Raw genomic sequence first — 25440 nt, 5'->3', positions numbered from 1 at the left:
ATTGAGATTTCTTCATGCATTCGAGGTGCCTTCCCTGACTACAGGACAGCCCCGCCGGTCACGATCACCCTCCCTCGTTCTTGGCTCGCCGGCTGGCTCAGGGAGAACTTCGCGGACTTTTGACACGAGGCGACGCTGTCCCTACAACCACTGGACGTACTCGATAACGTTGTTGTCGGGGTCGGCAAAGTAAAGCCACCGCACCTTGCCGGGGATAATCAGGGGGCCGTCGATTAGCGCAATACCGCTCTCCTGAAGCCTCGTGACGGCCGCGTCGAGGTCCTCAACAGCCAGGGCCACGTGGGGACAATAGGGCTTCTGAATCACTGAACGTTCAAAAGGAATCGGGCAACCCTCGCCGTCAATGCGAGACAGCAACTCCAGATTGCCCCCTTCCAGTTCGAGAAAGGCGAATACCTCACCGTGCTCTCGATCTTCCTGCTTGAACATGAGGGGCAATTCGAGTACTTCGGTGTAAAAGGCTATCGCGCGATCGATGTCGGCAACTTGTACGGCGACGTGGTCTAAGCGGGGCATGTTTTCCCTCAGTATTTGTCATGAGTATCAGACTAATCGGACGAATCAGACCGACCAGATCTGTCTGATCGGTCTGACTCTCTTCAATCAGCCAAAGGCGAATCGCGCTCGGATTCCGCCTACTGCTTCGGCAACCATTCGCTTAGCAGATACTCGCAGTTGATCACCTTCTCCACCAGGTCCGCAGGGATGTAGAAATAATGATTGCTCGCCTCGAAGCCCAGGCGCGAGTCGACAGATTGCAGGGCATGCATCTTTTTCGCTGTTTCGATTTCGGCCTTCAGCAAGCGCTCCAGTTCAGCCTTGATGGGCGCCTTCGCATCACCCTCGGCTTTGGCCAGGGCGTCCCGTGCGACGATGAAGGCCGCCTGATCTGCCACGCTCTGGAAGTGGAGGGCGCAGGCGCGGGTGATGCGCAGTTCCTGCGCCAGATTGGCTTTTTGCGTGGCGTCGAGTCCGGACGCGTCTTCGGCGGCGAGCGCGTCGGCCGCCCCGTTGAAACCCTCCGCCATGATTGTGAATTGCTTGATGAATATGTCGCGGGGAAACTGCACGCGCCAGGCGTCCAGGTTATCGTAGGGGAAACAAACCATGGTGGCGCCATAGCCCGTGGGCGTGCCCCAGAGGAGATTGGACGGGCCCACCTGCTGCGGGCCGCTATACATGGTGCCGATGTGGTAGGGATACTCGGAATAGGCCGTGCTCACGGACTGCCAGAACTTCACCACGGCCGGGGCGAGGGCTTCGCCGAAGCGATCCACGGCCACCTGCTTCATCGCAGCTTCCGGCGTGATGGTGGTGTCCGACCCCATGGCGGAAAAAACCTCCAGATTCGGAGAGGGATGGCCACCGAGGGTCCAGCCGAGCATGATGCCCTCCACGCCCGCTTCGCGGAGCCGCCGCGCATGTTCTGCGGCATTCGCCACCGCAGGTACGTAGGGCACCGAAGAAATTTCCCACGTGATGTTGGCCTGGATCTTGGCCATGGTCTTCATACCGCGATCCCGGGCCACCTTCCAGTGGGCCGTGGCGCGGGGGCCGGGGCCGACGGAGGACAGGGAGTATTCGCCCACGCTGGACTCGATGCCGCCGCGCACGATGGGCAGGTCCCACTCGCTCACGCTCATGAGGGCCACTTCTTTGGGCAGGCGTGCGATGAGATCGGGGGCCCAGGCGTTGTTCCAGCCCCAGTCCCAGACGAAGAACTCTTTTCCGCCACCGCCGGCTTCGATGCCCTCCCAGATAAGGGTGTTGACCTCGGCGATGACCTCGGCCGGGGTGCGGTCTTTACAGCGGGGACAGTCTGCGCCCTTGCCGTGGGACCAGCAGCTCGTGAGATTTTCCGAGGCGGAGATGGTGAAGAAACCGCCGAGATTCGGCACCGCCTTGCTCACCGTGGCCACGGAATCGCGCAGCCAGGTCTGCACTTCGGGCAGGGAGGTGCAGAATGAAGTGATCTCGCCGCTCGATACGCCTTTGAGCTCGGGATGCTTCTCAAAAAAGGCGTGGGGCAGGCCGCGCGGCTCGTTGAGATAGAGATAAATGTCGACGCCGGAGGCCTTGACGCGGTTGACCAGCGCGTTCAGGTATTCGAGGCGCTTTTCATAGCCTTCGCTCTTCTCGGGTTCCCAGGGGAAGGGCGCGAGTTGATACAGCAGCGCGGGAATCCAGATGCCGCTGACGCCGGAAGCCTTCACGCGCTCCAGATACGCCGGCGGAAAGGGGTCAATGTCGCTGTGCTCCAGCGGATCGCCGTAAAGGCCGAAATAGGGCGCGCAGAAGCGGGGGTTGAAGTGTTGCTCCTTGGGTACCGCTTTCGTATTCTCGAAGGGAGCGCTGAGCGTTTTCACAAACTGAAAAAGGGGCTCTTGCGTCGCAAGACCGTCGGGAAAGTCCTGCTTAACCCACTTGGCTATCTGGGCCGCCTGGGCCTTCGCCTCATCCGTCGGCGGCGCATAGGTGATGGGCTTGGAATTCGGCTTCAAGCTGCCGAACTTGATGAAGAGGAAGTCGTCCTCGCGCAGCACGAAGTCCAGCTTCTCCGCGTCCCAATTCAGTAAAGTCAGCATCTGGTCATAGGGCAGCAAATGCCAGTTGCGGCGAATCACGGTGATGTAGGAGCGGGCCTCCTGCTCTTTGCCGATGGCGGGCGGACCGGTGAGTCCCATGCTGTGGCCAATTTCAGTCAACTGCGCGGGCGTGGCGTCCACGGCATCCGCCATGCGCTCCATGGGCACGAGATCCCAGTTGCGCCAGACGAAGGCATGAAGCGCATCGGGGAAGTGGGGCGTGGTCAGGGGCTCGGGCGCGGAGCCGGTCGGAAGATTCACGCCCAGCAGGGCGATGAACGCAATGAGTTGAACGGACATGAGAAGCCTTTCGGGAGATATCAATGGTCACTGGGTCGTATACGAACCTGATAATTTAGAATAGAATAGCAATTTCACGGGTAGAGATTGTCCGAGTATGTTTTGGCTATTTTCTACGAACGCACTCGACCGGAGGTCGGTCGCCAATGTGGGTTAGGCGTCCCGCCTGACCAAAGCGCTCCGGGTAGACTCCACGCACGCGTGTGGTCGAATCAAATCCTGCGTTCCGTCGCGGAAATCACCGGCATCCATTCTTGAGTCAGGTCGTGTTGGTCAGGCGGGACGCCTAACCCACGTCGGCTGGTCTTCAAAGATCCCGGATATTGTACGAATGTGCGTTTTAGACAACAAGGTCGCATCGTTCGCGGGTGATTTGCGACGGGCACCATGCCGAACAACGTATGCATGATAGCGAACACGCCCGAATCGGTCTTGTACGATTCAGGGTCGCGTTTGTGTGGCGTCGCGAATCGTTCGCAAGGTCGCTCTCATGGCTTTGACCCGATCGGGCTCCTCCAGATAGCGGTTGCGGGATTCGGCGGGATCTTCCGCGAGGTTATAGAGCTGTCCGGCGGGATCACCGGGGCCTGACTCGATAATCGCCGGTTTCGTGAAGCCGCCGGAGCCCAGGCGCATCATGAATTTCCAAGGCCCCTCGCGCAGGGTCATCATGCCCTGGCCCGACATGACCGCGAGATGCTCGCGAACGGGGTTGCTGGTGGGCTGTTCGCCAAGGAGCGCCGGCAGAAAATTGAAGCTATCGGGCCCCGCGCCTTCGGGCAGGTCGACATCGATAAGCGCGGCGAAGGTCGCCATAAGATCGACAAAGCTGATCATCTGTCCGCTCGTGCTGGCGGGCTGAACACGTCCCGGCCACCGCACGATAAAGGGCACGCGGTGGCCCCCCTCCCATCCGTCGCCTTTCATACCGCGCAGGCCGCCGGAGGCATCGTGGCCGAAACGCGCCACGTCCTCCTCCAGCCACATGGGGCCGTTGTCGGAAGAGAAAATCACGAGCGTATTGTCCCGCATGTCCGCGTCGTCCAGTGCCTGAAGCACGCGTCCGATCATGGCGTCGGTCATCATGAGAAAGTCGCCGTACATACTCGCGCCGCTTTTGCCCACCCATTCCTCCGAGGGCAGCCAGGGTGTGTGGGGCGCGGGATAGGCCAGATAGAGAAAGAGGGGCCTGGTGGTGTCGCGCGTCTTGATGACCTCGATGGCTTCGTCGGTAAATCGGGGCAGGACCTCCGGCAGCTTCAGATTCGGCGCAATGCCGCCCTCCCGCCAGAATGCGCCCTGCACGGGCGACCAGCCCTCGCTGTTGTTCGCCGCGATGTGGTGTGTCGGCGGCTCCACGGCACGATCACCGCGAATGTAGAAATAGGGCTCGATATCGGTCGACGCGCGGATGCCGAAGAAGGTGTCAAAGCCGCGATTCACCGGCCCGCCCGGCAGGGGCTTGTCGTAGCCCTCTTCTTTAAAACCGCAGTGCCATTTACCCACCATGGCCGTCTGGTAACCCTGCTGCTTGAGCAGCGACGCGATGGTCATCTGCCCATCGGCGATGAGGGGCCGCTCCCGCCAGTTCTCCACGCGCACACGGAAAGGATATTGGCCCGTCAGCAGGCCGTAGCGCGACATGTGGCACAACGGACCCGGCGCATGGGCATCGGTAAAACGCATGCCCTCCGCCGCGAGGCGATCAATGTTGGGCGTGGGGATTTTCGACTCCGGGTTGTAGCAGCCGGGGTCGCCATAGCCGAGATCGTCGGTGAGGATGATGACGATGTTGGGAGGGGCGGCGGGAACTGCGTTGATAGCGATCAAAGCAATTGCCGCGAGAACCACAACATTAATGACGGAGTTTTTCATGCCAGGCGCCTTTCCTGAGCTTGTCGCCGAGGCAATCACTCTTCCCCGAACTGGGTGGCCGCGTCGGGTAGCAATATCTCCAGAGAGAGGATTAGCTCCGGCACATGAACCGTAGCCGTTTCCCAAATTCTTTCGCATCGAATCTCACCGTACTCATGGGCCAGGATATTGCGCTGGCCAACAATCTGTGCCCAGGGTATCTCGGCATGGGCTGATCGAAATCCCGGAGTAATTCGTCGGGCCGCTTCACCTATCACCTCCATGGCGCGTTCCATGGACATCTGCAGCGCCCAATCGCTTTTATAGGCTTCAAAGTGCGTCCGACCAACCAGGATTACAACACGGCGGGCATACTTGAGCATATCCCAAAGGTACGACTCGTCGCGGTTTTCAAGCGGCATACACGATCTCGCGGTGGTCTAAAATCGCCTTCTTCCGATACGGATTGGAGAGCGCCTCCTTTTCGACTAAATCGACCTTCCGCCCAAACATGGACTCCAGCTCGATCACCATTTGGGCCATGTCCCACAAGCCAATGTGCGCTTCTTCCTCAAAACTTACCAGAACGTCCAAATCACTGTCGGGGCGGAAGTCATCGCGCAGCACAGAACCGAAGAGCGACAGCTCTTTGACACACCATCGGGCACAGAACAGCTTAAGAGCTTCTTGAGGCAATACAACTTGAATTGTGCTCATTTGCGCTCTCTCCTTTCGCTCGTTCCGGGGTAGGGCCTTTGAACAGTATCAGGGACGCCTGAGGAAGCTAACAGCTTCGTACTCCGGCTCTACTCCGCCGCGATTCCAATTTCCTTTGCGAATCCAGCCGCGGCCTGAGCCACCCGAGGCTGGTCGGACTTCAGGGCTCTCGCTACATCTTCTTCGGCTCCCTTGCCTTCGAGGCGCACCAGGATCGAAAGTAGATGCACCTGTTCATCCGCAGCGGGATTGGCCGCCAGCCGCTTGCGCGCCGCCTTGGCGGCCTTTGGATTCTCGCCATTATTGGCCAGTGCGGAAAGAATCTGGAGTTGCGTCACACTAGACTTCGTACGTAGACCCTTCGTAAGTGCGCGGTTGGCCTTCTCCGTCCCGAGCGTGTCCAGCACCAGGATTGCGTGGGAGGCGTTGGCCTCATCCTTGAGCAATCGCGCTACGGATTTCACCGACTCGTCCGTGCCGCACTGCTGCAACTGACGCAGCAGGAAAGCGCGGCATTCGGCATCGGTATTCGCTTCAAGCCCCTCAAGGAGAGCCTCCTCAACGACTTCGCGACCGGCTTCGACACCTGGTCCGCTCACATAGCGTGCAAGGCCCGTGAGCGCATAGCGCACGGCGTTGTCGTCGCCCGCGCCCAGGGGCACGAGTCGTGTGCAGAGGCCCTCAATCGCATCGTCGTCCATGGCGAGCAACTGCTCGAAGAGGCTGTTCGCCGTGGCGGCGTCTTGCGCGGGAAACTGTGCGATGATTTCGTCTACCGTGGCGGCTTCGGCGGCGAAGGCGGATACAAGAATCGTCGCAAGGGCTATAAGAAATCGCGTTTTCATGCGGTGAATTCCTTTCGGTTACCTAGATCTGCCACGGGCCGCGCATGGGCTGCTTCAGGAGGCGGTTGGCCCCTTCGTCGTCGATGAAGCGTTCCGCCACGGGGTCGTATTTCAGGTTGCGGCCAAGGCGCACGGCGATGACGCCGAGATTGACGAGGGAGCAGGAGCGGTGGCCGTTGGATTCGTTCAGCGCGAACTTCTGGCGCGTGCGGACCGCCTCGGAGAAGTCGCCAAGCTGTGGCGCGGGATCGGGCAGTGCGGCCACTTTCTCTTTCAGGCCGGTGATGGTCGATTCGAATTTCGGGAAGAGTTTGCCTTCGGGACCTTCGATATAGGCCGCGCCCTGATCCGCGCCCACGCCGTCGAGAATGATCTCGCAGCCGTCGGCGTAGCGGTACGTAATCCTGCGCCACGAACCCACGGCGTCGTCGTGCTGCTGGGGCGCATCCACTTCGATCTCCACGGGACCGGTATCGTCTTTCTCCAGAAGATACTGAACGGGATCGAGGTAGTGCTGGCCCATGTCGCCGAGCCCGCCGCCGTCGTAATCCCAATAGCCCCGGAAGGTCGCATGGGTCCGGTGCGCACTGTAGGGCTTCCACGGCGCGGGCCCAAGCCACAGGTCGTAATCAAGCACCTCCGGCACCGGCTCCGGCTTCAGATCCGTACGCCCGCTCCACTGGTCCACTTTCCAGTTGAAACCCGTGGTTGCGCCCACGGTGACCTTCAGCGGCCAGCCGAGGAGGCGATTCTCCACGACCTTCTTGATCTCCTTCACGTCGCAGTCCATGCCGTAGAATGTGCCCTGGAAACGGAACCACGTGTTCAGGCGAAAGATGCGCCCATGCTCCTGCACCGCCTTGACCACCTGCTGGCTTTCATAGATCGTGCGGGCCATGGGCTTCTCGCACCAGATGTCCTTGCCTGCGCGGGCGGCGGCCACGGAAATCAACGCATGCCAGTGAGGCGGCGTGGGGATGTGCACAATATCGATGTCGCTACGCTCCAGCACCTCGCGGAAGTCGCCATAGCCCGCAACGTCGTCGCCCGTAACCTGTTTGCCGATTTCCATCGCTTTTGCGAGGTGGTTGCGGTCCACGTCGCACACCGCGAGCAGGCGCGAGCCCGGCATGCTCAGGTGCCCCTTGCCCATGCCGCCCACGCCGATGACGGCCTTGGTGAGCTCTTCGCTCGGCGCAGTGACGCCCGGCCCGCCGAGGGCCTTGCGGGGAACGATAGTGAAGAGGCCGATGGCGGTCGATGCGCGGAGGAAGTTGCGCCGTGTAGTGGTAATGGCGTTGCGTGTTTTCAAGACAGGCCCTTTCGGATGTAGGTGATCCAGGGTGGATTTGTGTGCTGGGTATCGTAGTGGATGGGTGAGCCGGGGAGCAAATACGGCCTACAGGCCGCTGTAGCCTTCGCGCAATGCCACTTGAGAAACGAGGAACGAATCGTGGTTTTCGACCCAAACATCATACGCCGCGAGATTGTGAACCTCTGAGACGGTTGACTGGACGATTTGATGGCCCCCAGCGGGGCATCCATAGATTGCATCGCCCACGCGAAGTTCCTCGGCGAAACGCCACTGCTTTTCTGACTCTCCCTTGATCGTGTGTTGGCCAACCACGCGCGCGATGGTGCTTATAATTTCCTCCAAGCGATGGCCGACTTCGTGTGACGTGAAACGGAGGACGGTCATCCCGTAGTTCTCCATAAAGGCATCGCGCCTTCTGTCGTATTGCCCGGCGGCTTGAGACTCTCCATGTTGGATACCATCGATCTCGACTACCAAACCGACCTCGCGACAGTAAGAATCTGCGATATAACTGCCGATCGGGTGCTGAGCCCTAAACTTTACGCCGAGTTGGCTGCTGCGAAGTCTATTCCAGACCGCCAACTCCGGCGGCGACATGGCGTGGCGCATTCTCCGAGCGCGACCAAAGTTCGTGAGAGGTATCCCGGACCATCCACCCTCTGGCGTAAGTCGCCGAACTCGCCGCTGACTGAGGACGAGGTGAGCGCCGGTGAGCAGGATGGACTGGTTGTGGTTGAAACCCACCCTGACCATCTGCCCGGCGTTGCGATAAGCTTGGATTCGGGTGACTTGGCACGGTGTACCTTGTCTGGAACAGACCCAGTCACCGGGTTGAAGTTGCTCGACCGGGAGTACCCCCCCTACCCCCCCGCAAGCGGGGGGGACCTTTGGCTCGGAGTTTTTGATACATGATCCGGGTTTGTTTTGGGTCTGCATTGACGCCGCGAGAGAATTCGACACCGGCCCCTCAGACAAGTTCTCAGGTGGAAATGGCCCATCTTGACCCGTCGACAAAGCGGAACTCCCCGCTCCCGCTTGCGGGCCACCGCCACCACAAACCCCAGAGGTCCCCCCCGCTTGCGGGGGGGCAGGGGGGGTACCTCTTCCCGCGACCCAGATCAATGTGCCCCTTGCAACCGCCACCTCTTACCCCTCCAAACTCCACGGCTCCCGCATCGGCCTTGATCGCATGGCGTTGGCTTCGGCATCGCCCGTGATCTCCTCTTTCGCCGCGTCCCACGCGAGTTTTCTTCCCAGGCGCATGGAGATGTTGCCGAGGTGCATCGTCGTACTCAATCGGTGAATATCTTCGGGCGAGTAATAGGGAGATTTCCTCGACTTCACACCGTCGATAAAGGCCTGGTGCTCGCCGACGGGCCTGGGGTACATCTTGTTGGTTTCGGGGGGATACACCGCGTTCAAGATCTCGGGGTCGCTCGCTTCAATGGGTTCGCGCCAGGCCTTGCTCTTGATCCAGCCGTCGCTCCCGTAAAACCCGATGCCGGTGCCGTCGGATTTCACGAGCATCTCCACACCGCTGGCGTATTTGTAGTTGATCTCGTAGGTTGTTGCGGTATTGGCCATGCAGTCCACGGGAAACTCCCCCTTGCCGTCCACCTCCACCGGGCCGCCGTGCTCTTCGTAGAGGGCCACCTGGGCGGTGTCGATGAGGTGGGCGCCCCAGTCCGTCAGTTTCCCCCCGGAGTAGTCGAAGTGGTTGCGCCATTGCTGCGCGTCAAGTTTGGTGGGGGTGTAGGGCGAGAAGGGCGCGGGCCCCAGCCATAAATCGTAGTTCAGCCCCTCCGGCACCGGCACGGGCTCTTCTTTGGGGAAGGCATCCCCCGGCGGCAGGGCCACGCGGATGCGCTCCAGCTTGCCCAGGCGACCGTTGCGCACCAGCTCGGCCATGCGGTGATAGATGTCCACTGAACGATCTTCAATACCGCCTTGATAAATGATGCCCGTCCGGGCGATTTCGCTAACCAGCGTGCGGCCTTCGGCGATGGTGAGCGTGGGCTTCTCGCAGAAGACATCCTTGCCCGCGCGGGCCGCCATGAGGGACATGAGTACGTGCCAATGGTCGGGGGTGGAAATGACGACCCCGTCGATATCCGAGCGGGCCAGAAGCTCACGGAAGTCGGCATGAATCGCGCAATCCTGGTTGGCATAGGCCTCGTTCACCTTGTCCCGCGCGGTAATACAGCGATCGGCATACACGTCGCACACGGCCACCACGCGGGCCTCGGGAATCTCCAGAAAATTGCGGAGGTTGTAGCTTCCCCCATGAATGCCGAGGCCGATACAACCGAGGGTCACTTTCTCGCTCGGCGCGGGGCCTTCGGCCTGCAGCCGCAAGGCGGAGAAGGCGGGCAGGGCCAAGGCGGCCGATTTCAAGAACTGGCGTCTGTTGGTATCACGCAACATGGTGAACTCCGATCACGTGGTGAGAATGTTCTCGGTCTACAAAACCAAACTAGAGATCTGAACCGCAAATTTTCGCAAATGGACGCAAATTATTGGGGCAATTCAGGGCCAATTTGATGTCATCGATTTCCGCCAAATCCCATGCCTTCCGTGGTCGATGAAGAAATGATCGACCACAGAGATCACGGAGACACGAAGAATGCAACATGAGAATAGAGGAGGAGTGTGTTCGAATTTAAAGAAGCTTTGCATTCTCGCCAGTGTCTCAGACACTCATTTTTTCTCCGTGCCTCAGTGGCCTCCATGGTTCAAATCTTTTCGACCCGCCAGCCTATTTCGTCAGGTCCTGAAGCACCTTGACGTACGCCTGCACATCTTCGGGCTTGTTCCGGGCGAAGAGCATCCCGGGCAACACGACCTTCTTCTCCACCGCCTCGCCCTTCATCGCTTTGACGGCCGCCGTGAGGGCCTGGTGGCCGATATCGTAGGGCTTTTGCCCCGTAACCGCCTGGAGCACGTCGTCCTGCGCGAGGAGGAACCCGCCGATCTGCTCGCTCATGTCGGTACCGAAAACATATACCTTGCCTGCAAGGCCTTTGGAGATGACGCCATTGACCGCGCCGACGGTGCCGCCTTCGTTGGCGGCCCAGAGCACGTTGATTTCGGGATGGGCGGTCAGCATGTTCTCCACCACCACCGTGGCGGCCTCGGCGAGCCACGCATCCTGCTCGGAAACAATCTCGACGCCGGGCAGGGCCTTTATCTTGTCGCGAAAACCCTGCACGCGCTGGCCGCCGGGTTCGGGCGCGAGGGAAACATATTCCACCATGCCGACCTTGGCCTGGCCGCCGAGGCGCTCCTGAATGAAGGCCACGGCCGCGTCGCCCGTGGTGCTGCCGAGGGAAATCTGGTCGCTCCGGATGTTGCTGGCGGCGAAATCGGCGTCGATATAGCTGTCATAGGTTACAACGGGGATGCCCCGCTCAAAGGCGCGCTTCAGCGCGGGGATGGAGCTCGTGGCGCTCTGGGGCGGCACCACCAGGGCGGCGACCTGATTGGCCATGTAGGTGTCGATCAGGGAGATTTCCTTGTCGAGGGTGCCGAAGCTGTTGTTTACGGAAACTTCCACGCCCAGCTCCGCGGCGGCGGCGCGCATGCCAAACTCGTTCAATCGAAAGAACTGGTCTTCCTGTAGAACTATCGCGCCAATCTTGGGCTTGCCGCTGTCGGAGGTGGGCTGCTGATTGCAGCCGACGGCCAGGGTGCAAAGCGCAGCAAGCGAAAAGAGGGTTGAACGAAAACGGGCCATGGGATTGCCTTCCTTGCCATTGGCGCAGTCGCTGCGCCGGGTCCACACCACCCGCGCGAACGCGCCGGGTGCGGAGCCATGATCCTACAGGCCGCGACGCAAGTCAAGTGCGGCCCGCCGAAAACTACTCCGCGCCCTCGGCGGCCTGGGTAACGAAGCAAACCGGTTCATGGCCGAAGGCGTCCCGAAAGCGCCGCTGAATCGTCCCCGCCACCCGCTCGGCGAAGGCCTTCTGGACCAGGGTGACGGTGCAGCCTCCGAAGCCGCCCCCGGTCATACGCGCCCCGATCACCCCGTGCTCCGGCCCCAGCGCCCGGGCCGCTTCCACGAGAAAATCGAGCTCGGGACAACTCACTTCAAAGTCCCGCGCGAGGGACTCATGGCTGGCATAGAGGTGCGCCCCGACCGAGTCCATGTCGCCCCGCACAATACTGTCGGCCACGCCAAGTGTGCGCTTGTTCTCCGAGATCACGTGGCGCGCGCGTCGATACAGCGCATCGTCCAGTTGGGGCCGGAGGCGCTCCAGTGCTCCTTCGCTCATATCGCGATAAGAAGAAAGGCCGGAACGGCGAAGCACGGCGGCGCACTGTTCCCGCCGGATGGCATAGGCGCCGTCCGTGAGATTGTGTGATACGCCGGAATGAATGACGACGACGGCAATGCCCGTATCCCCGAAAGGCACATGGCGCGCTTCATTCGAGCGGCAATCAAGAAGCAGCAGGTGGCCCGAGCGACACATTACGGAGGCCATCTGATCCATCAGGCCGCAGGGCACCCCCGCATAGTCGTGCTCCACCTTCTGGCAGAGGCGGGCCTTGTCGAGGGGCGTCAGGCGCTGTCCGCTGATCTTCTCGAGCAGCGTGGTCGTGGCCACGCAAAGGGCCGCACTGCTGCTCAGCCCGCCACCCAGCGGCACCGTGGAATCAATAACCCCGTCGAAGCCGGGAAGCGCCACGCAGGTGGCCCGCTGAAACTCAAGCAAAACACCGAGCAGGTATTTTCCCCAGGTCGGCGCATGGGCGATATCAGGCCGGTCCAGATCGATCTCCAGCGATTCGCCGGCCTGGCGACTGCTGAAGTGCGCCCTCCGGTCTTCCCGGGCGGTGGCCCGAATCAGGATTTCCCGTTCGATGGCCATGGGCAACACCCAGCCGTCATTGTAGTCCACATGCTCGCCGATGATGTTTACCCGGCCGGGCGCGCGGGAAATCCAGCGGCGGGCCTGACCCTGCGGGGGATGTCCAGTGATGACGGCCTGCGTGGTGGGCATGATGAAAACTCCGAAACAACCGGGGCAACAATCGCCGGCGATGGGACTTATACTCGCTTCGCCAGCACATCCTTCTCATACTGCTTGACCTCCGCGAGCCAGGCGGCTCCCGCAGGCACGCCCTGCACCGTGCAATAGTAGTCCCAGACCGCGCCGAAGGGCATGGTGCGCAGTTCTTCAAACAGGGCCAGTCGCGCGGTGTAGTCGCCCGCCTGCTCCAGGGCCTTGAGCGCGGCGGTGGGCTCCAGCAGGGCCACCAGCAGCGACTTGATGGTTGATCGCGTGCCGATGGTCCACGCGGCAATGCGGTTGATACTTGCGTCAAAGAAGTCGAGACCGATATGGACCCGCTTTTCCTGGCCGTGGCGCACGATTTCTTCCGCAATGGCGCGGGTGTCGTCGTTCATCAACACCACGTGATCGCTGTCCCAGCGCACACCCCGACTCACGTGGAGCAGCACCTCGTCCACATACAGCAGGACAGAAGACAACTTGTCCGCGATCGTTTCCGTGGGGTGGAAGTGTCCCGCGTCGAGGCAGAGGAGCACCTGATTGGCGATGGCGTAACCCATGTAGAACTCGTGGGAACCGACCACATAGCTTTCCGAACCGATACCAAAAAGTTTCGCCTCCACGGCATCCAGATTGTGATTGCGATCGAGCTTCTCGGCAAAGACTTTGTCGAGCGATTCGCGCAGGAGCGCGCGGGGCGCCAGGCGATCCACCGGCACATCCTTGAACCCGTCCGGGATCCACACGTTGGTCACGCAGGGCGTGCCCAGTTCACGTCCCATCACTGCGCCGATCTTGCGGCTGGCGATGCAGTGCTCGATCCAGAAATTCCGCACGCCCTCGTCATAGCTGGAGAGGGTAAAACCACTGTCGGCCATGGGGTGGGCGAAGCACGAGGGGTTAAAGTCCATGCCCAGGCCGAGACCCGTGGCCCAGTCGATCCAGCGGCTGAAATGTTCGGGCTGAATTTCATTGCGGGCAACGGCCTTGCCACCCGTCTCGGCGTACATCGCGTGAAGGTTGAAGCGGTGCCTGCCCGGAAGGAGGCCCAGCACCTTCTCCACATCCTGCCGGAGTTCGTCGGCGTTGCGCGCCTTGCCCGGATAGTTGCCCGTGGCCTGGATGCCGCCGCCGCTGGCGCTCTCCACCTTCTCGAATCCGCCCACGTCGTCACCCTGCCAGCAATGAAGCGAAACCGGTATCGTGGCGAGGCGTTTCAAAGCCGCTTCCGTGTCTACGCCGAGGGCGGCGTAACGTTCTTTTGCGAGGGTGTAAGCCTGATTGACGGCATCTTCCCGGGGGGCGGTATATTCCATGTTGGCCTCCAGTAAATCGGCGTGGCGTGGTTGGTGTGGGCAGGTGAATTCGGGGCCTTATCTTAACCTATAGACCGTGGCGTTCCCAAGCCGACGGAAGCATGTGCTATCCTGTCGGGCGAGCTGGCCCGCATCTATCGGAGGAGTACGCACCATGCCAACCGCAACCACGTCCCTGTTCTCCCGCTTTCTTTCGCCCGTCCTGCGCGCTGCCGCCTTGACCGCCCTCGTGACGGCCCCGGCAATCGCACAGACCCACACCCTGACCGTGTTCCCGCCGGAACACAAGGTCATGAACGACCCCGAAACGGGCGCCACCCTCACCTTCCTGACGACCGATCCGGGCACGGATTCCAACCTCTACTTCCACGAATACTCCTGGACGAAGGATGGCGCCTTCATCCTCTTTACCTCCGCGCGCGCCAACGGCGGCCTGATGGCCTACCTTACGGCGACAGGTGAACTGGTCACCTTTCAGGACACGGTGGGCGGCCTCGGCGGCGCAACGGCGGCGGTGACCGGCAGCGGGCTCTACGCCATTCGCGGCCGACAGATCGTGCGCGTGGATCTGAGCGCCGAAATCTCCCCCGACCCGGCCAAGGCCCCTTCCAAAGTCACCGCGACCGAAAAAGTCATCGGAGACCTGCCCGAATACGGCGGGGGAACGAATTTGAGCGAGAATTGCGCGGGCACGACCCTCTCCATCGGTGTGGAAGGGGGCTCGATCGGCCCCGTGCCGGCAATTCTGACCATCGACGTCGCCAGCGGCGAAGTGAAGGAGTTGTGCCGCCTTCCCCAGTGGCCCAATGTTGTACAGCACGTGCAGTGGAGCCATACCGACCCCTTTATGCTCAGTTTTGCCGGCCGGAAGCCCCGCCTGATGGTGGTGGACACACGGGACGGCAACCCCCGGGCGGCCTACAATGAATGGCCGGATGAACTTGTAACCCATGAATCCTGGTGGGTAAATGACCAGATTATCTTCTGCGGCGGAACAATTCCGAAACCTACGGAGATTTCGCACGTCAAATTACTCGATATGAAGACGGGCGCGGTGCGGGTAGTGGGCACGGGCGCCTGGTGGAAGGGGGGATCTTCCGAGGAAATCTCCCGCTACAATTGGTGGCATGCCGATGGAAGCGACGACGGACGATGGATTGTCGCGGACAACTGGCATGGTGATATCATGCTGTTTGAAGGGAAGACGACCCGTCCAAGATTGCTCACGGGCAACCACCGGACCTATGGAAAGGGTAACCACCCCCACGTGGGTTTTGACCGTGCCGGCAAGTCGGTCGTTTTTGCTTCGCACCTGCTGGGTGACGAAAACGTTTGCGTCGCGACCATTCCCGAGGCGTGGCAACGGGAGAACCCTTCCTGAGGGTCTCTCCGGAGGCTGGCCGCGACGATCGCAGAGGAGTATGCTGCACGCTATGGCCAGAGTAGTTGGTATTATCCCATCCCGGTACGCCTCCACGCGGCTGCCGGGGAAGGCCCTCGAAGACATCCTGGGAAAGCCCATGATCCAGCGGGTCTATGAAGCATGTAAAGAGTCGGATATCCTGGACGCGCTTTATGTGGCCACGGATGATCGGCGTATCGCCGACGTTGTGGAGGCGCTGGGCGGCGAGGTGATCATGACCTCGCCCAACCACGCCAGCGGCACTGATCGCCTCGCGGAGGCCATCCAGTCGCTGGAGGCCGACATTGTCGTCAACATTCAGGGAGATTACCCTTTTCTGAACCCCATCATGATCCGGGAGGGGGTGGAGCCCCTGCTCCAGGACCCCGATCTGCCCATGACCACCATGATGCGGGCCGTCTCCAGCCCCACCGACCTCCACAACCCCGATGTGGTCAAGGTGGTCATCAATCTCAAGAGCGAGGCCATGTATTTTTCCAGGGCGCTCATCCCTTTTCCCAGGGGCTACAAGGCCCACAGCGTCTATGAGCACATCGGCATGTTTTTCTATCGGCGCGACTTCCTGGAGTCCTTCTCCAAGCTCCCCCCCACGCCGCTGGAGCAGGTGGAACGCCTGGAGCAACTCCGCGCCCTGGAACACGGCTACCGGATTAAGGTCGTCCTCACCCAGTGTAAAGACTCCCTGCTGAGCGGCTTCAGCGTGGACACCAGCGACGATCTGGACCGCCTGGAAGAGATGCTGAGCAAACGTGGAATTGTCTCCTGAACCGTGGGGCGACCGCCATGCCGGGACTGATGGAGCGATTGCGGTCGGAGGCCCTTCTGGTTGCCGACGGCGCCTGGGGCACGGAACTAATCCGCCGCGGGCTCGACGTGCTGCGAGAGCCCGCGGATTCCTGGAATCTAAGCCGGCCCGACGCGGTGGCGGAAGTGGCCGGGCTATATGCCCCACACGCGGATATGCTCTCCACAAACTCCTTCGGCGCAAGTCGCACCCGACTGACACCCTTCGGTCTTGAAGAAAACACCGCCGCGATCAACACGCGGGCCGTCGAGATTGCGCGGAATGCGTTGCGGACACGCCCATCGACCAGACGCCCTTCGGGGCTCATCGCCGGTGCGTTGGGGCCGGTTCGAGGACCGGGAAGAACCCAGCCCGATGACGGCGCGCTGGCCGAGGTGTACCGCGAACAAGCCTCCCATCTGGCGGCCGCCGGCGCTTCCTTTCTCGTGCTGGAAACGATGACCGATCTCAAAGAGGCGCTGATTGCCGTGAAGGCGGCACGGTCGGCATGCACCCTTGAGGTCGTGTGCTCATTCGCTTTTCGCGAGGGCCCGACCGGACATTTCGACACGTGGTCGGGCCACGCCGTGGAAGAGGCCCTCAATTCCGCTCTCGACGCAGGCGCGGCGATGGTGGGTGCGAACTGCGTTCCGGCGACCGGGAGTCTGCTCGCGCTCGTGACCGACATGCGTGACTTAATGGGCGCACGCCCCCTCTGGCTGAAACCCAACGCGGGTCAGCCTGGCAGCCAACCCGATGCCACGGGCAGGCTGACCCTGCATTACCCCCACCCCTTGCGCGGACTTTCTCTGGATTCGCTGTGCGACGCCCTGGGTCACGGCATCATCGGCGGCTGCTGCGGCACAACCCCGGAGGACATAGCCGTGCTCCGGAATGAGATAGATCGCCGCGCCACGCGGATGTAAAACGTTGTCTGCTGTCCTTCACATCAACCGCCGCGTCACGTCGCTATCCGCTGAACCGCCCCAATGAATATTCGGGGTCCGCCCTGCGTCCATATGCCATCGACGTAACATCAGGCAGGGCCTGAGGAGGTTAGCAGCATGAAATTATCGCCCAAGTGGATCTCGACGACGCTGGCGGCCGTAACGCTGGCACTTGTAACGGTATTCGTTGCACCGGAAGCCAACGCGGGTGTACGCGTGATTCGCACGCCCATCCCCGGCGGGTACTATGGCGGGTACTACGGCGGAGCCCACTGCGGCCCCGTCTACCGTCCGCCGGTGCATCGTTGTTCCTACAGCCTGCAACAGCGGCGTGCGTTCATCGGCTATGACCATTGCGGCAGGCCGATGTATCAAGTCTACTACGTGCAGGTCCGCACCTGCGGTTGCCGCTGACCGCAATTAGACGAACCCTTCCGTGCTCCGGTGCGGGCCATTGGCGCTTCTCTCCGAGGCGCGCTACAATAGCGCCTCGACCCCCATGGCCTGCACTGGAGCCGTTCTCTTGAGATCGCTTTTATTTCTCCCATTCATAGCCGCACTGTTTACCCTTCTTCTCCTGGGTTCAACGAAAGCCGCCGCGCACCCCCTCGGCGACTTCTCCATCAATCAGTATTTCATTGTGGATGGCGGCGCCCCGCGCCCGACCATCCATTTTCTGCTCGACGTAGCCGAGATCCCCTCCTTCACCGAGTTGGACATGCTCGATACCGACTTCGACAGCCAGTTGAGCCCGGAGGAAGTGGAAGCCTATCTGGACCAGCGCATACCCCAGCTCGCCCGCTTCATTCACATGAAAATTGACGGCGCGGACATGCCGGTCACGACAACCTCGCACAAACTCATTCTCCTCGAAGGCAATGGCGCCATGCTGGTGTTCAACATCCTGCTGAGCCTGGAAGCGCAGACCGATTGGCCCGAGGCCCCGTTCACCCTGCAGCTCGAGTCGGAGAATTATCCCGATGAGCAGGGAACCCGCGAGTGCCTCCTGCTGCCGGGCGAAGACCTGGCCGACACCACCGCCACCCTGGCGCCGGAAATCGTGGGCGAGCAACAGCGTGTGGAACAGAATTCGGTGCCCGTCGTTGTTTACGGAAATCGACGCGCATCATTCACCCTGCACTTGACCCCGGGCCAGACCGTGAACGTCGCCGACCTGCCCACCGTCGATTCGCTCCGCCATTTCTCCTGGACCTCCACGGCGCGGATGGCCAGGGAGCAGGGAGAAACAGGACTCGCCGGCGGCATCGCCAGGGCCGTCCTCGACTCCGGTCTCAGACCAGGCCTGCCGGGTGAATCGAAGCCGCTCGTGGCCGTCGCGGAGGGCGTGAGTGATGAGAAGGTATCCACCGGAGTGCGGGAGGGCGGTGCGACCATGGCGAGCCGCCTCCTGGATCGGATTTCCGAGATTGTGCGCCGGGACGAGTTCCCCCCACCCGCGCTTCTGGCGCTCGGCCTTGCCATCGCGGCGGCACTGGGAATGGGCCACGCATTTGCGCCGGGCCATGGCAAGACCGTGATGGCGGCCTACCTGATCGGAGAACAAGGCACCGCCTGGCACGCGTTGATCCTCGGCATCGTCGTCACCATTACCCACACCTGGAGCGTGATCCTGCTCGGACTCGTCACGCTATACTTCGAAGACATGATCTCCGAAAGGGACGTGAATTACTGGACGGGCATCCTTTCGGGGGCAATCATTATCGGCATTGGCGGACTGCTGTTTCGCCAGCGCTATCACCAGCTCCTCGCCAGCGCCCAGGGCAAGCCCGGCGACTGGCGTTTCTACCACGGTCACGAGCACACCGTAGACGAGCCCGCCATACTCGCTCTGAAGCCGGGCGAAGCCCCCTCCTACCGAAACATTCTGTGGCTGGGCATTTCCGGGGGCGTAGTGCCCTGCCCCGCCGCGCTCATTGTCCTGCTGCTGGCCCTCAAGGTGGGCCGTCTCTCCTACGGTCTCGCGCTCATCCTCGCCTTCAGCCTCGGACTCGCCGCCGTACTCGTCGTCATAGGACTGCTCGTGGTGCGGGCGTCACGCCTGCTCCAGCGCCAGAAGCTCACCGACCACCCCCTCCTGCGGCTGCTGCCCCTCGGCTCCGCCGCGCTGATAACCCTCCTCGGCGCCTGGGTCGTGATCTGGACCCTGCTCCAATTCGAAGTGCTGCGCTTCGGGTAGCCCACCGCAAAACGTCACGCAACTTCGCTCGCTGTTGGCGACCACGGATTACCTGCCGCTGCCTCCGGCCACAACAAAATGTTTTACCACGAAGGCACGAAGAACACGAAGAGAAGAGTTTTCACGGCGATGCAGGCCTTCGGCAGTCGTTTAATTCCCCATGGCATGCCGTCTTCCTGATGTCTCGCACGCCAAGCCGCGAATACGCGAAGATAATTGGGGAGCAAGCTCAATTTGCATCTTGCTTGGATTGCATGGGGATTCATGGTTGTAAAACGCTTCAATCCCCATCCCTCCTCCCTCTTTCTTCTTCGTGCTCTTCGTGGCCTTCGTGGTGAAAAATCTGGTTGCGGCCAACGACTGCTCCAAAACTTTCGTGGTAAGGTAGTTTTCCCTATTCCGGGATGGCCATCGGGCCAAAGACCGGCAGGGCCATGCCCGCTTCATCGGTGATATTGCAGTAAGGGTCGATACCGCGTCCATACCAGAGTTGCGCGCCCGCCGGGAATTCGTTCACCCAAATCAGCAGCGCATTCGGATCGTCCGGCGCGATCTCCACGTTGAACACGCAGGGCTTCACCGGACCCGCAGGCCCCTCGCTGACCGAGAAACCGCTGGGACGGCCCGCCACAACGAGCTTGCCGTTTACGCCGCTGAAGGTCACGCGCAGGTGCTGACCGTACCCGGTACCCACGCGCTGCATGTCGGCTACGCGCGGACCCGCCTGCACCTTGCCGCCAAACAGGTTCGCTTCGGCAATGTTCGCCAGGCGATGCCCGAGGGTCTTCAAACCGGCCGTACCGATGTGAATTCCATCGTCCAGGCCCAAGTCCACGGCGGGCACCACAGCCGTATTCGGGACTTCCGCAACCGTGCTCAACTGAATCGCCTGAATCCGGTTCCAGGACGCTTCATCCCACGGCAGGATCACCCTGCCAAGCTGGACATAGTAGAAAGGCAGATCCGGGTTGTTAAAGTCACGGCGCATGGCGTCGATGAGTGCTTTGAACTTATCCGCAAAGATGGCGGACGCCTCCGCGTTGGCATCGGACTCGCCCTGATACCACAACACGCCCCGGACCTTGCCGCCGGCCGCCGCCACCTGCTTCACCATGGAGCCGTAGAGCGAAGCGCCGCCCTGATCTTTCAGCGCCGGGTCCCACCCCTGCATGGACGTACCGCCGTGAGCAGACGCTATCAAGCCAACCGGGCGCCCGGTGCGGCGGACCATTTCTTTAGCGAAGGCCATGCCGAGGCCCGCGCCCTTGTGCCCATCGCGCCAGGCAACAATCTGCTGCTGCCGCACCACTTCGCCCTGGGCGGCATCGAAATGGATCGCATCGGGCGACTCAGGCAGGGTGTGGAGAGGTTCCTGGGCCACACGCCACTCGTAGCTCATGGAATAGGTGTTGACGCGCGGATCGAGCGTCTCTTCGTTGACCCGGTTGCCCACGCCCTGCATGTTCGACTGGCCCGCAAGCACCCACACATCGCCCACCAGCACATTAAGCACTTCGTCGGATGCGAGGACCGCGCCATTCGCCGTGACCCGCACCTCAACCCGGTAGGGACCGCCTGCGGGAACAGTTGGAACCGATGCCGACCACACGGCGCCGGCCTCGCCCACGGGCATCCAATCCACGACAACTTTCTGCACCGCCGACACGCGGGCTTCGAGCGCACCAGTCTCCGCCGCCGTGCCAGAAAGCGACAACGTGGCCGAGCCATCGGCGTCACACTGGACCACCTGGTAATCCGTGAGGCCCGACGTAATATCGATAGCCAATGCCTTTGGCGACAGGAAAGACAGACCGACCATGGTCAGAATGAGGGTGAAGCGATGCATGGGAATTCTCCAGAAAAGACGTTCGAAATCCGCGCCTTGCTGCGGAGCGGGAAGGATTGCACGCGCCGAGGACGGAACGCAAATGGCAAGTTACAATTTGGTTGATGCTTACAATAAAAGCGGCCTGCGACGGCTGTTGACAGTAGTAGCAATTATTGCTACCATTCTTAAAAAGGAGTTTGTGCCATGTCGAATGTGGAAAAGATAAGCGTTGCACTAACCACCGAATTGGCCACTATGGTTAAGGAGGCTGTCGAGAAAGGCCAGTACGCCTCGTCGAGTGAAGTAATACGCGAAGCGCTGCGCGACTGGAAGTTTAATCATGCTATCAGAGAGCAAAAACTCCTGGAATTGCGTGAACTCTGGCAGGAGGGTATCGACAGTGGCCCCTCGGAAATTGCCACATTCCAAGACCTGAAGCTAGTCGCTCGAAAACGGGCGGGCATCTAGTCGCGTGGCTAAGCGGGTCAAGAGAACGGCCAAGTCGGATCTAGATCTGATTGGTATCTGGAGTCATATTGCCCATGACAATCCAGATGCGGCTGACGCCCTATTGGATCGGTTCGAAGAGAAAGCGCTAAAACTTGCCAAGAATCCCAAACTTGGTCCGGCGCGAGAAGATATTTCGCCGGGGCTGCGAATTTTCCCCGTTGGCAATTACGTCTTGCTGTATCGTGAGATTCCAACAGGCATTGAACTTGTGCGTGTTGTTCATGGGGCGCGCAATCTCTTCTATATCCTTTAGCTCACCGCTGCTCCGCCCGCAATCGCTCGCCATAGGCCTTCCACGCCGCCATGCTCTTTTCCAGATTGCCCCGGGTGTCGCCCTTCACGTTGTAGCACTGCAATCCCACCGGGCCGGTGTAGCCGAGTGACTTCAACTTCTTCAGCACGCCGTACACATCAAAGGCACCCTCGCCCAGCGGCTGAATGAGCCGGTCCCAGTCGCCGTCGTGCTCCGCGCCGTTGATGGAGACGAAGAAAAGCCGGGGCGCGGCCTTTTCCAGGATCTCGTCGATTCGGGCCCCATTGCCCGCCTTCAGCTCGTGGCACAGGTTAAAGGTCACGCCCACATTGTCGCGCTCAACCTGCGCCACCACACGCAACGCATCGTCCAGCGTGGCCACATGGAAGCCCGCATGGGGATAGAGCGCCACGCGAATGCCCGAGGCCGCCGCGAGATCGGCAATCGCCTGAATAGCCGTCACCGCCTTCACATCGTCTTCCGCCTGGCCCTGCACCGTAAGCCAGAGGTCCACGCCCGTGCCTTTGAGCCGCGCGATGGCGCGAACGAGTTCTTCGCTGAAGGCCGGCTCCTTGTCCACATGACACGGCACATACACATTGAAAATCTTCAGACCCCGGGCATCAAAGGCAGCCAGCCGCGTGTCCAGGTCCACTTCGTCCTGATAGCTGATCCCCCCATAGCCCAGCTCCGCCAGACAATCCGCCTGCTGCTCGGGCGTCCAGACACCACGCCCGACGCCATTGTCAAACGCGAAGAAGGGGTTCGCGTGCGCCGCAACGGTCAGTGCACACAACGCAAGCAGAACAAAGACTCTCATGGCACACTCCTCTCAATGGACAACTATCAACTATCAACTATCGACTATCAACTGTCAACTATAACGTTCGGTATTGATCCGGCGGACCGCCGGATAGTAGCGTATGGGCGCAATCCACCAAGGCGGGGTGGACCCACACCAACCTCAGATTCAGGGCTGACCCATGAATGATATAGAGCGCTTCATCACCGGATTCCGGGTGTTTCAGAAGGATTACTTCGGACCCCACAGCGATCATTTCGAACCGCTGAAGCATGGCCAGAGCCCGAAAACCATGATCATAGGCTGCTCCGACTCCCGGGTCGATCCCGCCCTGCTGACCAACAGCGCGCCCGGCGACATTTTCATGGTGCGCAACGTGGCCAATCTGGTTCCGCCGTATGTGGCCGACGGCGGGCAGCACGGCGTGAGCGCCGCGCTGGAGTTCGCCGTGTGCATCCTGGAGGTGGAGCACGTCATCGTGCTCGGCCATTCCCAGTGTGGCGGCATCAACGCCCTCATGAACGGCAATTGCGAGGCCAAAGGCGGCACCTTCATATCCCGCTGGATGTCCATCGCCGCGCCGGCCAAGGAACAGATCATCAACGAACTCGGCCAGAAGGACCCGGCGTTTCAGCAACGGGCCGCCGAACAGGCCGCGATTCTGCTGTCGATCGAAAATCTGCACAGCTTTCCCTTTATCGACGAACGGATCACCGCGGGCAAACTCTCCCTTCATGGCTGGTACTTCGACCTCCGCGAAGGCGAATTGCTCGAATACCGCGCCGACCTGGGCCGCTTCAAGAAGCTTACCGACGGCGCTTCGGCCTGAGGCTACGCAAACACCTCATCCACCACATGGCCGAAGACGTCCGTCAGGCGGCGGGCGCGGCCCTCAAAGTGGTAGGTGAGTTGCTCGTGGTCAAAGCCCAGCGCCGCGAGCATGGTGGCGTGAAGATCGTGGACGTGCACCTTGCGCTCCACCGCGCGGAAGCCGAGTTCGTCCGTCGCGCCGATGGCCTGGCCACCGCGGATGCCGCCCCCCGCCATCCAAACGCTGAAGCCGTAAGGATTGTGATCCCGGCCCATGGAGCCCTGCATCACCGGCGTGCGCCCGAATTCCCCCGCCCACACGATAAGCGTGCTGTCCAGCATGCCCCGCTGGCGTAAATCGCGGATCAAACCCGCGATGGGCCGGTCAATCTTCGCGCCATTCGCCTTGTGATTGTCCGCGCACTTGTCGTGGCCGTCCCAGTCGTTGTTGTAGAGCTGGATAAAGCGCACGCCCCGCTCCGCCATGCGCCGCGCCAGCAGGCACATGCGCCCGAACTTCGCCGAGGGCTTCTCGTCCAGTCCATAGAGCGATTGGATGTATTCCGGCTCGTCGGAGAGATCGATCAGGTCCGGCGCCGCCGTCTGCATGCGATAGGCCAGTTCGTAATTCGCAAGCTGGGCGGAAAGGCGCGAATCGTCGGGGCGAGCCTCCTGAAAGCGCCCGTTCCACGTGTGGAGCGCGTCCAGCATCGCCCGCTGCTGGGCCGCGCCGTTCGGCGGACTCAGATTGGAAATGGGCGTGCCCTCCGCGCGCATCGTCGTGCCCTGATAAATCGCCGGGAGGAAACCGCTGCCATAGCTCACCGCCGCCCCCGCGCGATAGGCCCCGTCCGTCATCACCATATACGCCGGCAGGTTGTCCGCCGCGCAGCCCAGGCCATACGTCACCCACGACCCCGCACTCGGATGGCCCAGCAACGTCGAGCCCGTGTTCAGCAGGCCCAGGGCCGGTCCATGAATAAACGACTCGTGGTAACACGAGCGAATCACCGCCAGCTCATCCGCCTCCCGCGCCAGCTCGGGAAACAGGCCCGAAACCTCCAGACCCGACTCGCCGTGCTTCGCAAAAGGAAAAGGCGAACCCATCAACGTCGCCCCCGCCGCCTTCATGAACTGAAGACTCAGCCCCTCCACATTGAAACTCTCCGGCAGGGGCTTGCCGTCATACTTCGTCAATTCCGGCTTCGGGTCAAACGTGTCCATGTGACTCGGCCCGCCCGTCATGAACAAAAAAATCACCCGCTGCGCCTTCGCCGGAAAATGGGGTGCCTTCGGCGCAAGGGGATTGGCCGACGACGACGCATCCCGCGCCAGCAGCGAACCCATCGCCGCCGCGCCAAAGCCAAAGGCCGACTTCCGAAGAAAATCCCGCCGATCAATGGCGGATTCAAAGCGATTGCAGTGATGCGGGTTCATGGGGCGACTCCTGTAGGGAATAGTCTACCCCGACGACACGCACGGCGGCAACGAAGCGGAAGCCCAGCCATCCGACATGATTTCAGCGTCGCAACGCAAGCCAAACCCGCGAGGTCGACCGGCTCCGCTGGGAGCGCAGGCGGCGCGGCGAAGACCACCTCCGACAAACGCCCCCCCGCTTGCGGGGGGGTAGGGGGGGTAACACTCCGCGGGGGTCGGGGGGTACCGCTTGCGGGGGTTAGTGGGGGGACCGCTTGCGGGGGTTAGGGGGGGACCGCTTGCGGGGGTTAGTGGGGGTACCGCTCCTCTCCCTGCGACACATCCGCCGATGCACCGCCCCCCATCGCCCATCCACAATTATTAATTCCCTCTTCCCTCTTCCTTCTTCCTTCTTCCTTCTTCCTTCTTCCTTCTTCCTTCTTCCCCCTTCCCTCTTCCCTCTTCCCTCTTCCCTCTTCCCTCTTCCCTCTTCCCTCTTCCC

24 protein-coding genes are annotated in these 25440 nt (G+C 61.3%); 8 read left to right on the top strand and 16 right to left on the bottom strand.

All coding sequences use genetic code 11. The annotated features are described in order from the left end of the window. Window positions 1–141: 141 nt before the first annotated feature. From JNK74_10515 to JNK74_10460, 12 genes are all read right to left on the bottom strand, one after another. Window positions 142–537, bottom strand: coding sequence for a VOC family protein (locus JNK74_10515; GenBank protein ID MBL7646610.1), 396 nt, complete (start codon window positions 535–537; stop codon window positions 142–144). Between the two features lie 119 nt (window positions 538–656). Next, the gene (locus tag JNK74_10510) at window positions 657–2906 is read right to left on the bottom strand and encodes a hypothetical protein (protein MBL7646609.1); all 2250 of its coding nucleotides are present in this window, start codon (window positions 2904–2906) and stop codon (window positions 657–659) included. 441 nt (window positions 2907–3347) lie between these two features. Continuing rightward, window positions 3348–4781: an arylsulfatase gene (locus JNK74_10505; protein ID MBL7646608.1), complete on the bottom strand. Its 1434-nt coding sequence runs from the start codon at window positions 4779–4781 to the stop codon at window positions 3348–3350. Between the two features lie 35 nt (window positions 4782–4816). Next, window positions 4817–5182, bottom strand: coding sequence for a DUF86 domain-containing protein (locus JNK74_10500; GenBank protein MBL7646607.1), 366 nt, complete (start codon window positions 5180–5182; stop codon window positions 4817–4819). Next, on the bottom strand, window positions 5172–5477 hold the full coding sequence (locus tag JNK74_10495; protein ID MBL7646606.1) for a nucleotidyltransferase family protein: 306 nt from the start codon (window positions 5475–5477) through the stop codon (window positions 5172–5174). The genes JNK74_10500 and JNK74_10495 overlap by 11 nt, the downstream gene beginning before the upstream one ends. Window positions 5478–5566: 89 nt before the next feature. Further along, on the bottom strand, window positions 5567–6322 hold the full coding sequence (locus JNK74_10490; GenBank protein MBL7646605.1) for a HEAT repeat domain-containing protein: 756 nt from the start codon (window positions 6320–6322) through the stop codon (window positions 5567–5569). A 22-nt stretch (window positions 6323–6344) separates the two neighbouring features. Then, a complete protein-coding gene (locus JNK74_10485) occupies window positions 6345–7616 on the bottom strand; it encodes a Gfo/Idh/MocA family oxidoreductase (protein MBL7646604.1) in 1272 nt (423 codons plus the stop codon). A 105-nt stretch (window positions 7617–7721) separates the two neighbouring features. Next, the gene (locus tag JNK74_10480; protein MBL7646603.1) at window positions 7722–8390 is read right to left on the bottom strand and encodes an endonuclease domain-containing protein; all 669 of its coding nucleotides are present in this window, start codon (window positions 8388–8390) and stop codon (window positions 7722–7724) included. Window positions 8391–8783: 393 nt separating this feature from the next. Continuing rightward, on the bottom strand, window positions 8784–10061 hold the full coding sequence (locus JNK74_10475; GenBank protein MBL7646602.1) for a Gfo/Idh/MocA family oxidoreductase: 1278 nt from the start codon (window positions 10059–10061) through the stop codon (window positions 8784–8786). Window positions 10062–10392: 331 nt separating this feature from the next. Then, window positions 10393–11370 (bottom strand): substrate-binding domain-containing protein, encoded by a 978-nt coding sequence (locus tag JNK74_10470; protein ID MBL7646601.1) that lies wholly within the window; start codon window positions 11368–11370, stop codon window positions 10393–10395. A gap of 124 nt (window positions 11371–11494) precedes the next feature. Further along, the gene (gene galK / locus JNK74_10465) at window positions 11495–12640 is read right to left on the bottom strand and encodes a galactokinase (protein ID MBL7646600.1); all 1146 of its coding nucleotides are present in this window, start codon (window positions 12638–12640) and stop codon (window positions 11495–11497) included. A 47-nt stretch (window positions 12641–12687) separates the two neighbouring features. Further along, the gene (locus JNK74_10460; protein ID MBL7646599.1) at window positions 12688–13968 is read right to left on the bottom strand and encodes an L-rhamnose isomerase; all 1281 of its coding nucleotides are present in this window, start codon (window positions 13966–13968) and stop codon (window positions 12688–12690) included. A gap of 154 nt (window positions 13969–14122) precedes the next feature. Here JNK74_10460 and JNK74_10455 point away from each other — a divergent pair, with 154 nt between their 5' ends. The 5 genes from JNK74_10455 (at window position 14123) to JNK74_10435 (ending at window position 19319) form a co-directional block, all read left to right on the top strand. Beyond that, window positions 14123–15349, top strand: a complete 1227-nt coding sequence (locus tag JNK74_10455; protein ID MBL7646598.1) for a hypothetical protein — start codon at window positions 14123–14125, stop codon at window positions 15347–15349. 52 nt (window positions 15350–15401) lie between these two features. Continuing rightward, window positions 15402–16157: a 3-deoxy-manno-octulosonate cytidylyltransferase gene (gene kdsB / locus JNK74_10450; GenBank protein MBL7646597.1), complete on the top strand. Its 756-nt coding sequence runs from the start codon at window positions 15402–15404 to the stop codon at window positions 16155–16157. A gap of 17 nt (window positions 16158–16174) precedes the next feature. After that, entirely contained in the window at window positions 16175–17101 is a 927-nt protein-coding gene (locus JNK74_10445; protein MBL7646596.1) for a homocysteine S-methyltransferase family protein, read from the top strand. Between the two features lie 138 nt (window positions 17102–17239). Then, window positions 17240–17536, top strand: coding sequence for a hypothetical protein (locus JNK74_10440; protein MBL7646595.1), 297 nt, complete (start codon window positions 17240–17242; stop codon window positions 17534–17536). A 109-nt stretch (window positions 17537–17645) separates the two neighbouring features. After that, a complete protein-coding gene (locus JNK74_10435) occupies window positions 17646–19319 on the top strand; it encodes a sulfite exporter TauE/SafE family protein (protein ID MBL7646594.1) in 1674 nt (557 codons plus the stop codon). Window positions 19320–19713: 394 nt separating this feature from the next. On the opposite strand, the gene JNK74_10430 is transcribed toward JNK74_10435, so the two are convergent. After that, window positions 19714–21165: a sialate O-acetylesterase gene (locus tag JNK74_10430; protein MBL7646593.1), complete on the bottom strand. Its 1452-nt coding sequence runs from the start codon at window positions 21163–21165 to the stop codon at window positions 19714–19716. Window positions 21166–21351: 186 nt separating this feature from the next. Here JNK74_10430 and JNK74_10425 point away from each other — a divergent pair, with 186 nt between their 5' ends. Beyond that, a complete protein-coding gene (locus JNK74_10425) occupies window positions 21352–21615 on the top strand; it encodes a type II toxin-antitoxin system ParD family antitoxin (protein MBL7646592.1) in 264 nt (87 codons plus the stop codon). Window positions 21616–21619: 4 nt separating this feature from the next. Beyond that, entirely contained in the window at window positions 21620–21910 is a 291-nt protein-coding gene (locus tag JNK74_10420) for a type II toxin-antitoxin system RelE/ParE family toxin (protein ID MBL7646591.1), read from the top strand. A gap of 1 nt (window position 21911) precedes the next feature. On the opposite strand, the gene JNK74_10415 is transcribed toward JNK74_10420, so the two are convergent. Next, entirely contained in the window at window positions 21912–22730 is an 819-nt protein-coding gene (locus JNK74_10415) for a TIM barrel protein (protein MBL7646590.1), read from the bottom strand. A 163-nt stretch (window positions 22731–22893) separates the two neighbouring features. Between JNK74_10415 and JNK74_10410 the strand changes: the two genes are divergently transcribed. Next, a complete protein-coding gene (locus tag JNK74_10410; GenBank protein ID MBL7646589.1) occupies window positions 22894–23541 on the top strand; it encodes a carbonic anhydrase in 648 nt (215 codons plus the stop codon). Between the two features lie 2 nt (window positions 23542–23543). On the opposite strand, the gene JNK74_10405 is transcribed toward JNK74_10410, so the two are convergent. Together JNK74_10405 and JNK74_10400 are read right to left on the bottom strand one after the other, a co-directional pair. Further along, window positions 23544–24959, bottom strand: coding sequence for a DUF1501 domain-containing protein (locus JNK74_10405; GenBank protein MBL7646588.1), 1416 nt, complete (start codon window positions 24957–24959; stop codon window positions 23544–23546). Window positions 24960–25246: 287 nt separating this feature from the next. Further along, window positions 25247–25440, bottom strand: a 194-nt coding sequence (locus tag JNK74_10400) for a hypothetical protein (GenBank protein ID MBL7646587.1), incomplete at its 5' end; no start/stop codon positions are given.

This window comes from Candidatus Hydrogenedentota bacterium (genome assembly GCA_016791475.1).
Lineage (GTDB): Bacteria > Hydrogenedentota > Hydrogenedentia > Hydrogenedentales > JAEUWI01 > JAEUWI01.
This window is presented reverse-complemented; position numbering and strand designations above follow the sequence as displayed.

Excerpts from the sequence above, each read along its gene's own strand:
- JNK74_10515 (MBL7646610.1), bottom strand. The coding sequence starts at position 537 with ATGCCCCGCTTAGACCACGTCGCCGTACAAGTTGCCGACATCGATCGC.
- JNK74_10510 (MBL7646609.1), bottom strand. The coding sequence starts at position 2,906 with ATGTCCGTTCAACTCATTGCGTTCATCGCCCTGCTGGGCGTGAATCTT.
- JNK74_10505 (MBL7646608.1), bottom strand. The coding sequence starts at position 4,781 with ATGAAAAACTCCGTCATTAATGTTGTGGTTCTCGCGGCAATTGCTTTG.
- JNK74_10500 (MBL7646607.1), bottom strand. The coding sequence starts at position 5,182 with ATGCCGCTTGAAAACCGCGACGAGTCGTACCTTTGGGATATGCTCAAG.
- JNK74_10495 (MBL7646606.1), bottom strand. The coding sequence starts at position 5,477 with ATGAGCACAATTCAAGTTGTATTGCCTCAAGAAGCTCTTAAGCTGTTC.
- JNK74_10490 (MBL7646605.1), bottom strand. The coding sequence starts at position 6,322 with ATGAAAACGCGATTTCTTATAGCCCTTGCGACGATTCTTGTATCCGCC.
- JNK74_10480 (MBL7646603.1), bottom strand. The coding sequence starts at position 8,390 with ATGGTCAGGGTGGGTTTCAACCACAACCAGTCCATCCTGCTCACCGGC.
- JNK74_10475 (MBL7646602.1), bottom strand. The coding sequence starts at position 10,061 with ATGTTGCGTGATACCAACAGACGCCAGTTCTTGAAATCGGCCGCCTTG.
- JNK74_10470 (MBL7646601.1), bottom strand. The coding sequence starts at position 11,370 with ATGGCCCGTTTTCGTTCAACCCTCTTTTCGCTTGCTGCGCTTTGCACC.
- galK (MBL7646600.1), bottom strand. The coding sequence starts at position 12,640 with ATGCCCACCACGCAGGCCGTCATCACTGGACATCCCCCGCAGGGTCAG.
- JNK74_10460 (MBL7646599.1), bottom strand. The coding sequence starts at position 13,968 with ATGGAATATACCGCCCCCCGGGAAGATGCCGTCAATCAGGCTTACACC.
- JNK74_10455 (MBL7646598.1), top strand. The coding sequence starts at position 14,123 with ATGCCAACCGCAACCACGTCCCTGTTCTCCCGCTTTCTTTCGCCCGTC.
- kdsB (MBL7646597.1), top strand. The coding sequence starts at position 15,402 with ATGGCCAGAGTAGTTGGTATTATCCCATCCCGGTACGCCTCCACGCGG.
- JNK74_10445 (MBL7646596.1), top strand. The coding sequence starts at position 16,175 with ATGCCGGGACTGATGGAGCGATTGCGGTCGGAGGCCCTTCTGGTTGCC.
- JNK74_10440 (MBL7646595.1), top strand. The coding sequence starts at position 17,240 with ATGAAATTATCGCCCAAGTGGATCTCGACGACGCTGGCGGCCGTAACG.
- JNK74_10430 (MBL7646593.1), bottom strand. The coding sequence starts at position 21,165 with ATGCATCGCTTCACCCTCATTCTGACCATGGTCGGTCTGTCTTTCCTG.
- JNK74_10425 (MBL7646592.1), top strand. The coding sequence starts at position 21,352 with ATGTCGAATGTGGAAAAGATAAGCGTTGCACTAACCACCGAATTGGCC.
- JNK74_10415 (MBL7646590.1), bottom strand. The coding sequence starts at position 22,730 with ATGAGAGTCTTTGTTCTGCTTGCGTTGTGTGCACTGACCGTTGCGGCG.
- JNK74_10410 (MBL7646589.1), top strand. The coding sequence starts at position 22,894 with ATGAATGATATAGAGCGCTTCATCACCGGATTCCGGGTGTTTCAGAAG.
- JNK74_10405 (MBL7646588.1), bottom strand. The coding sequence starts at position 24,959 with ATGAACCCGCATCACTGCAATCGCTTTGAATCCGCCATTGATCGGCGG.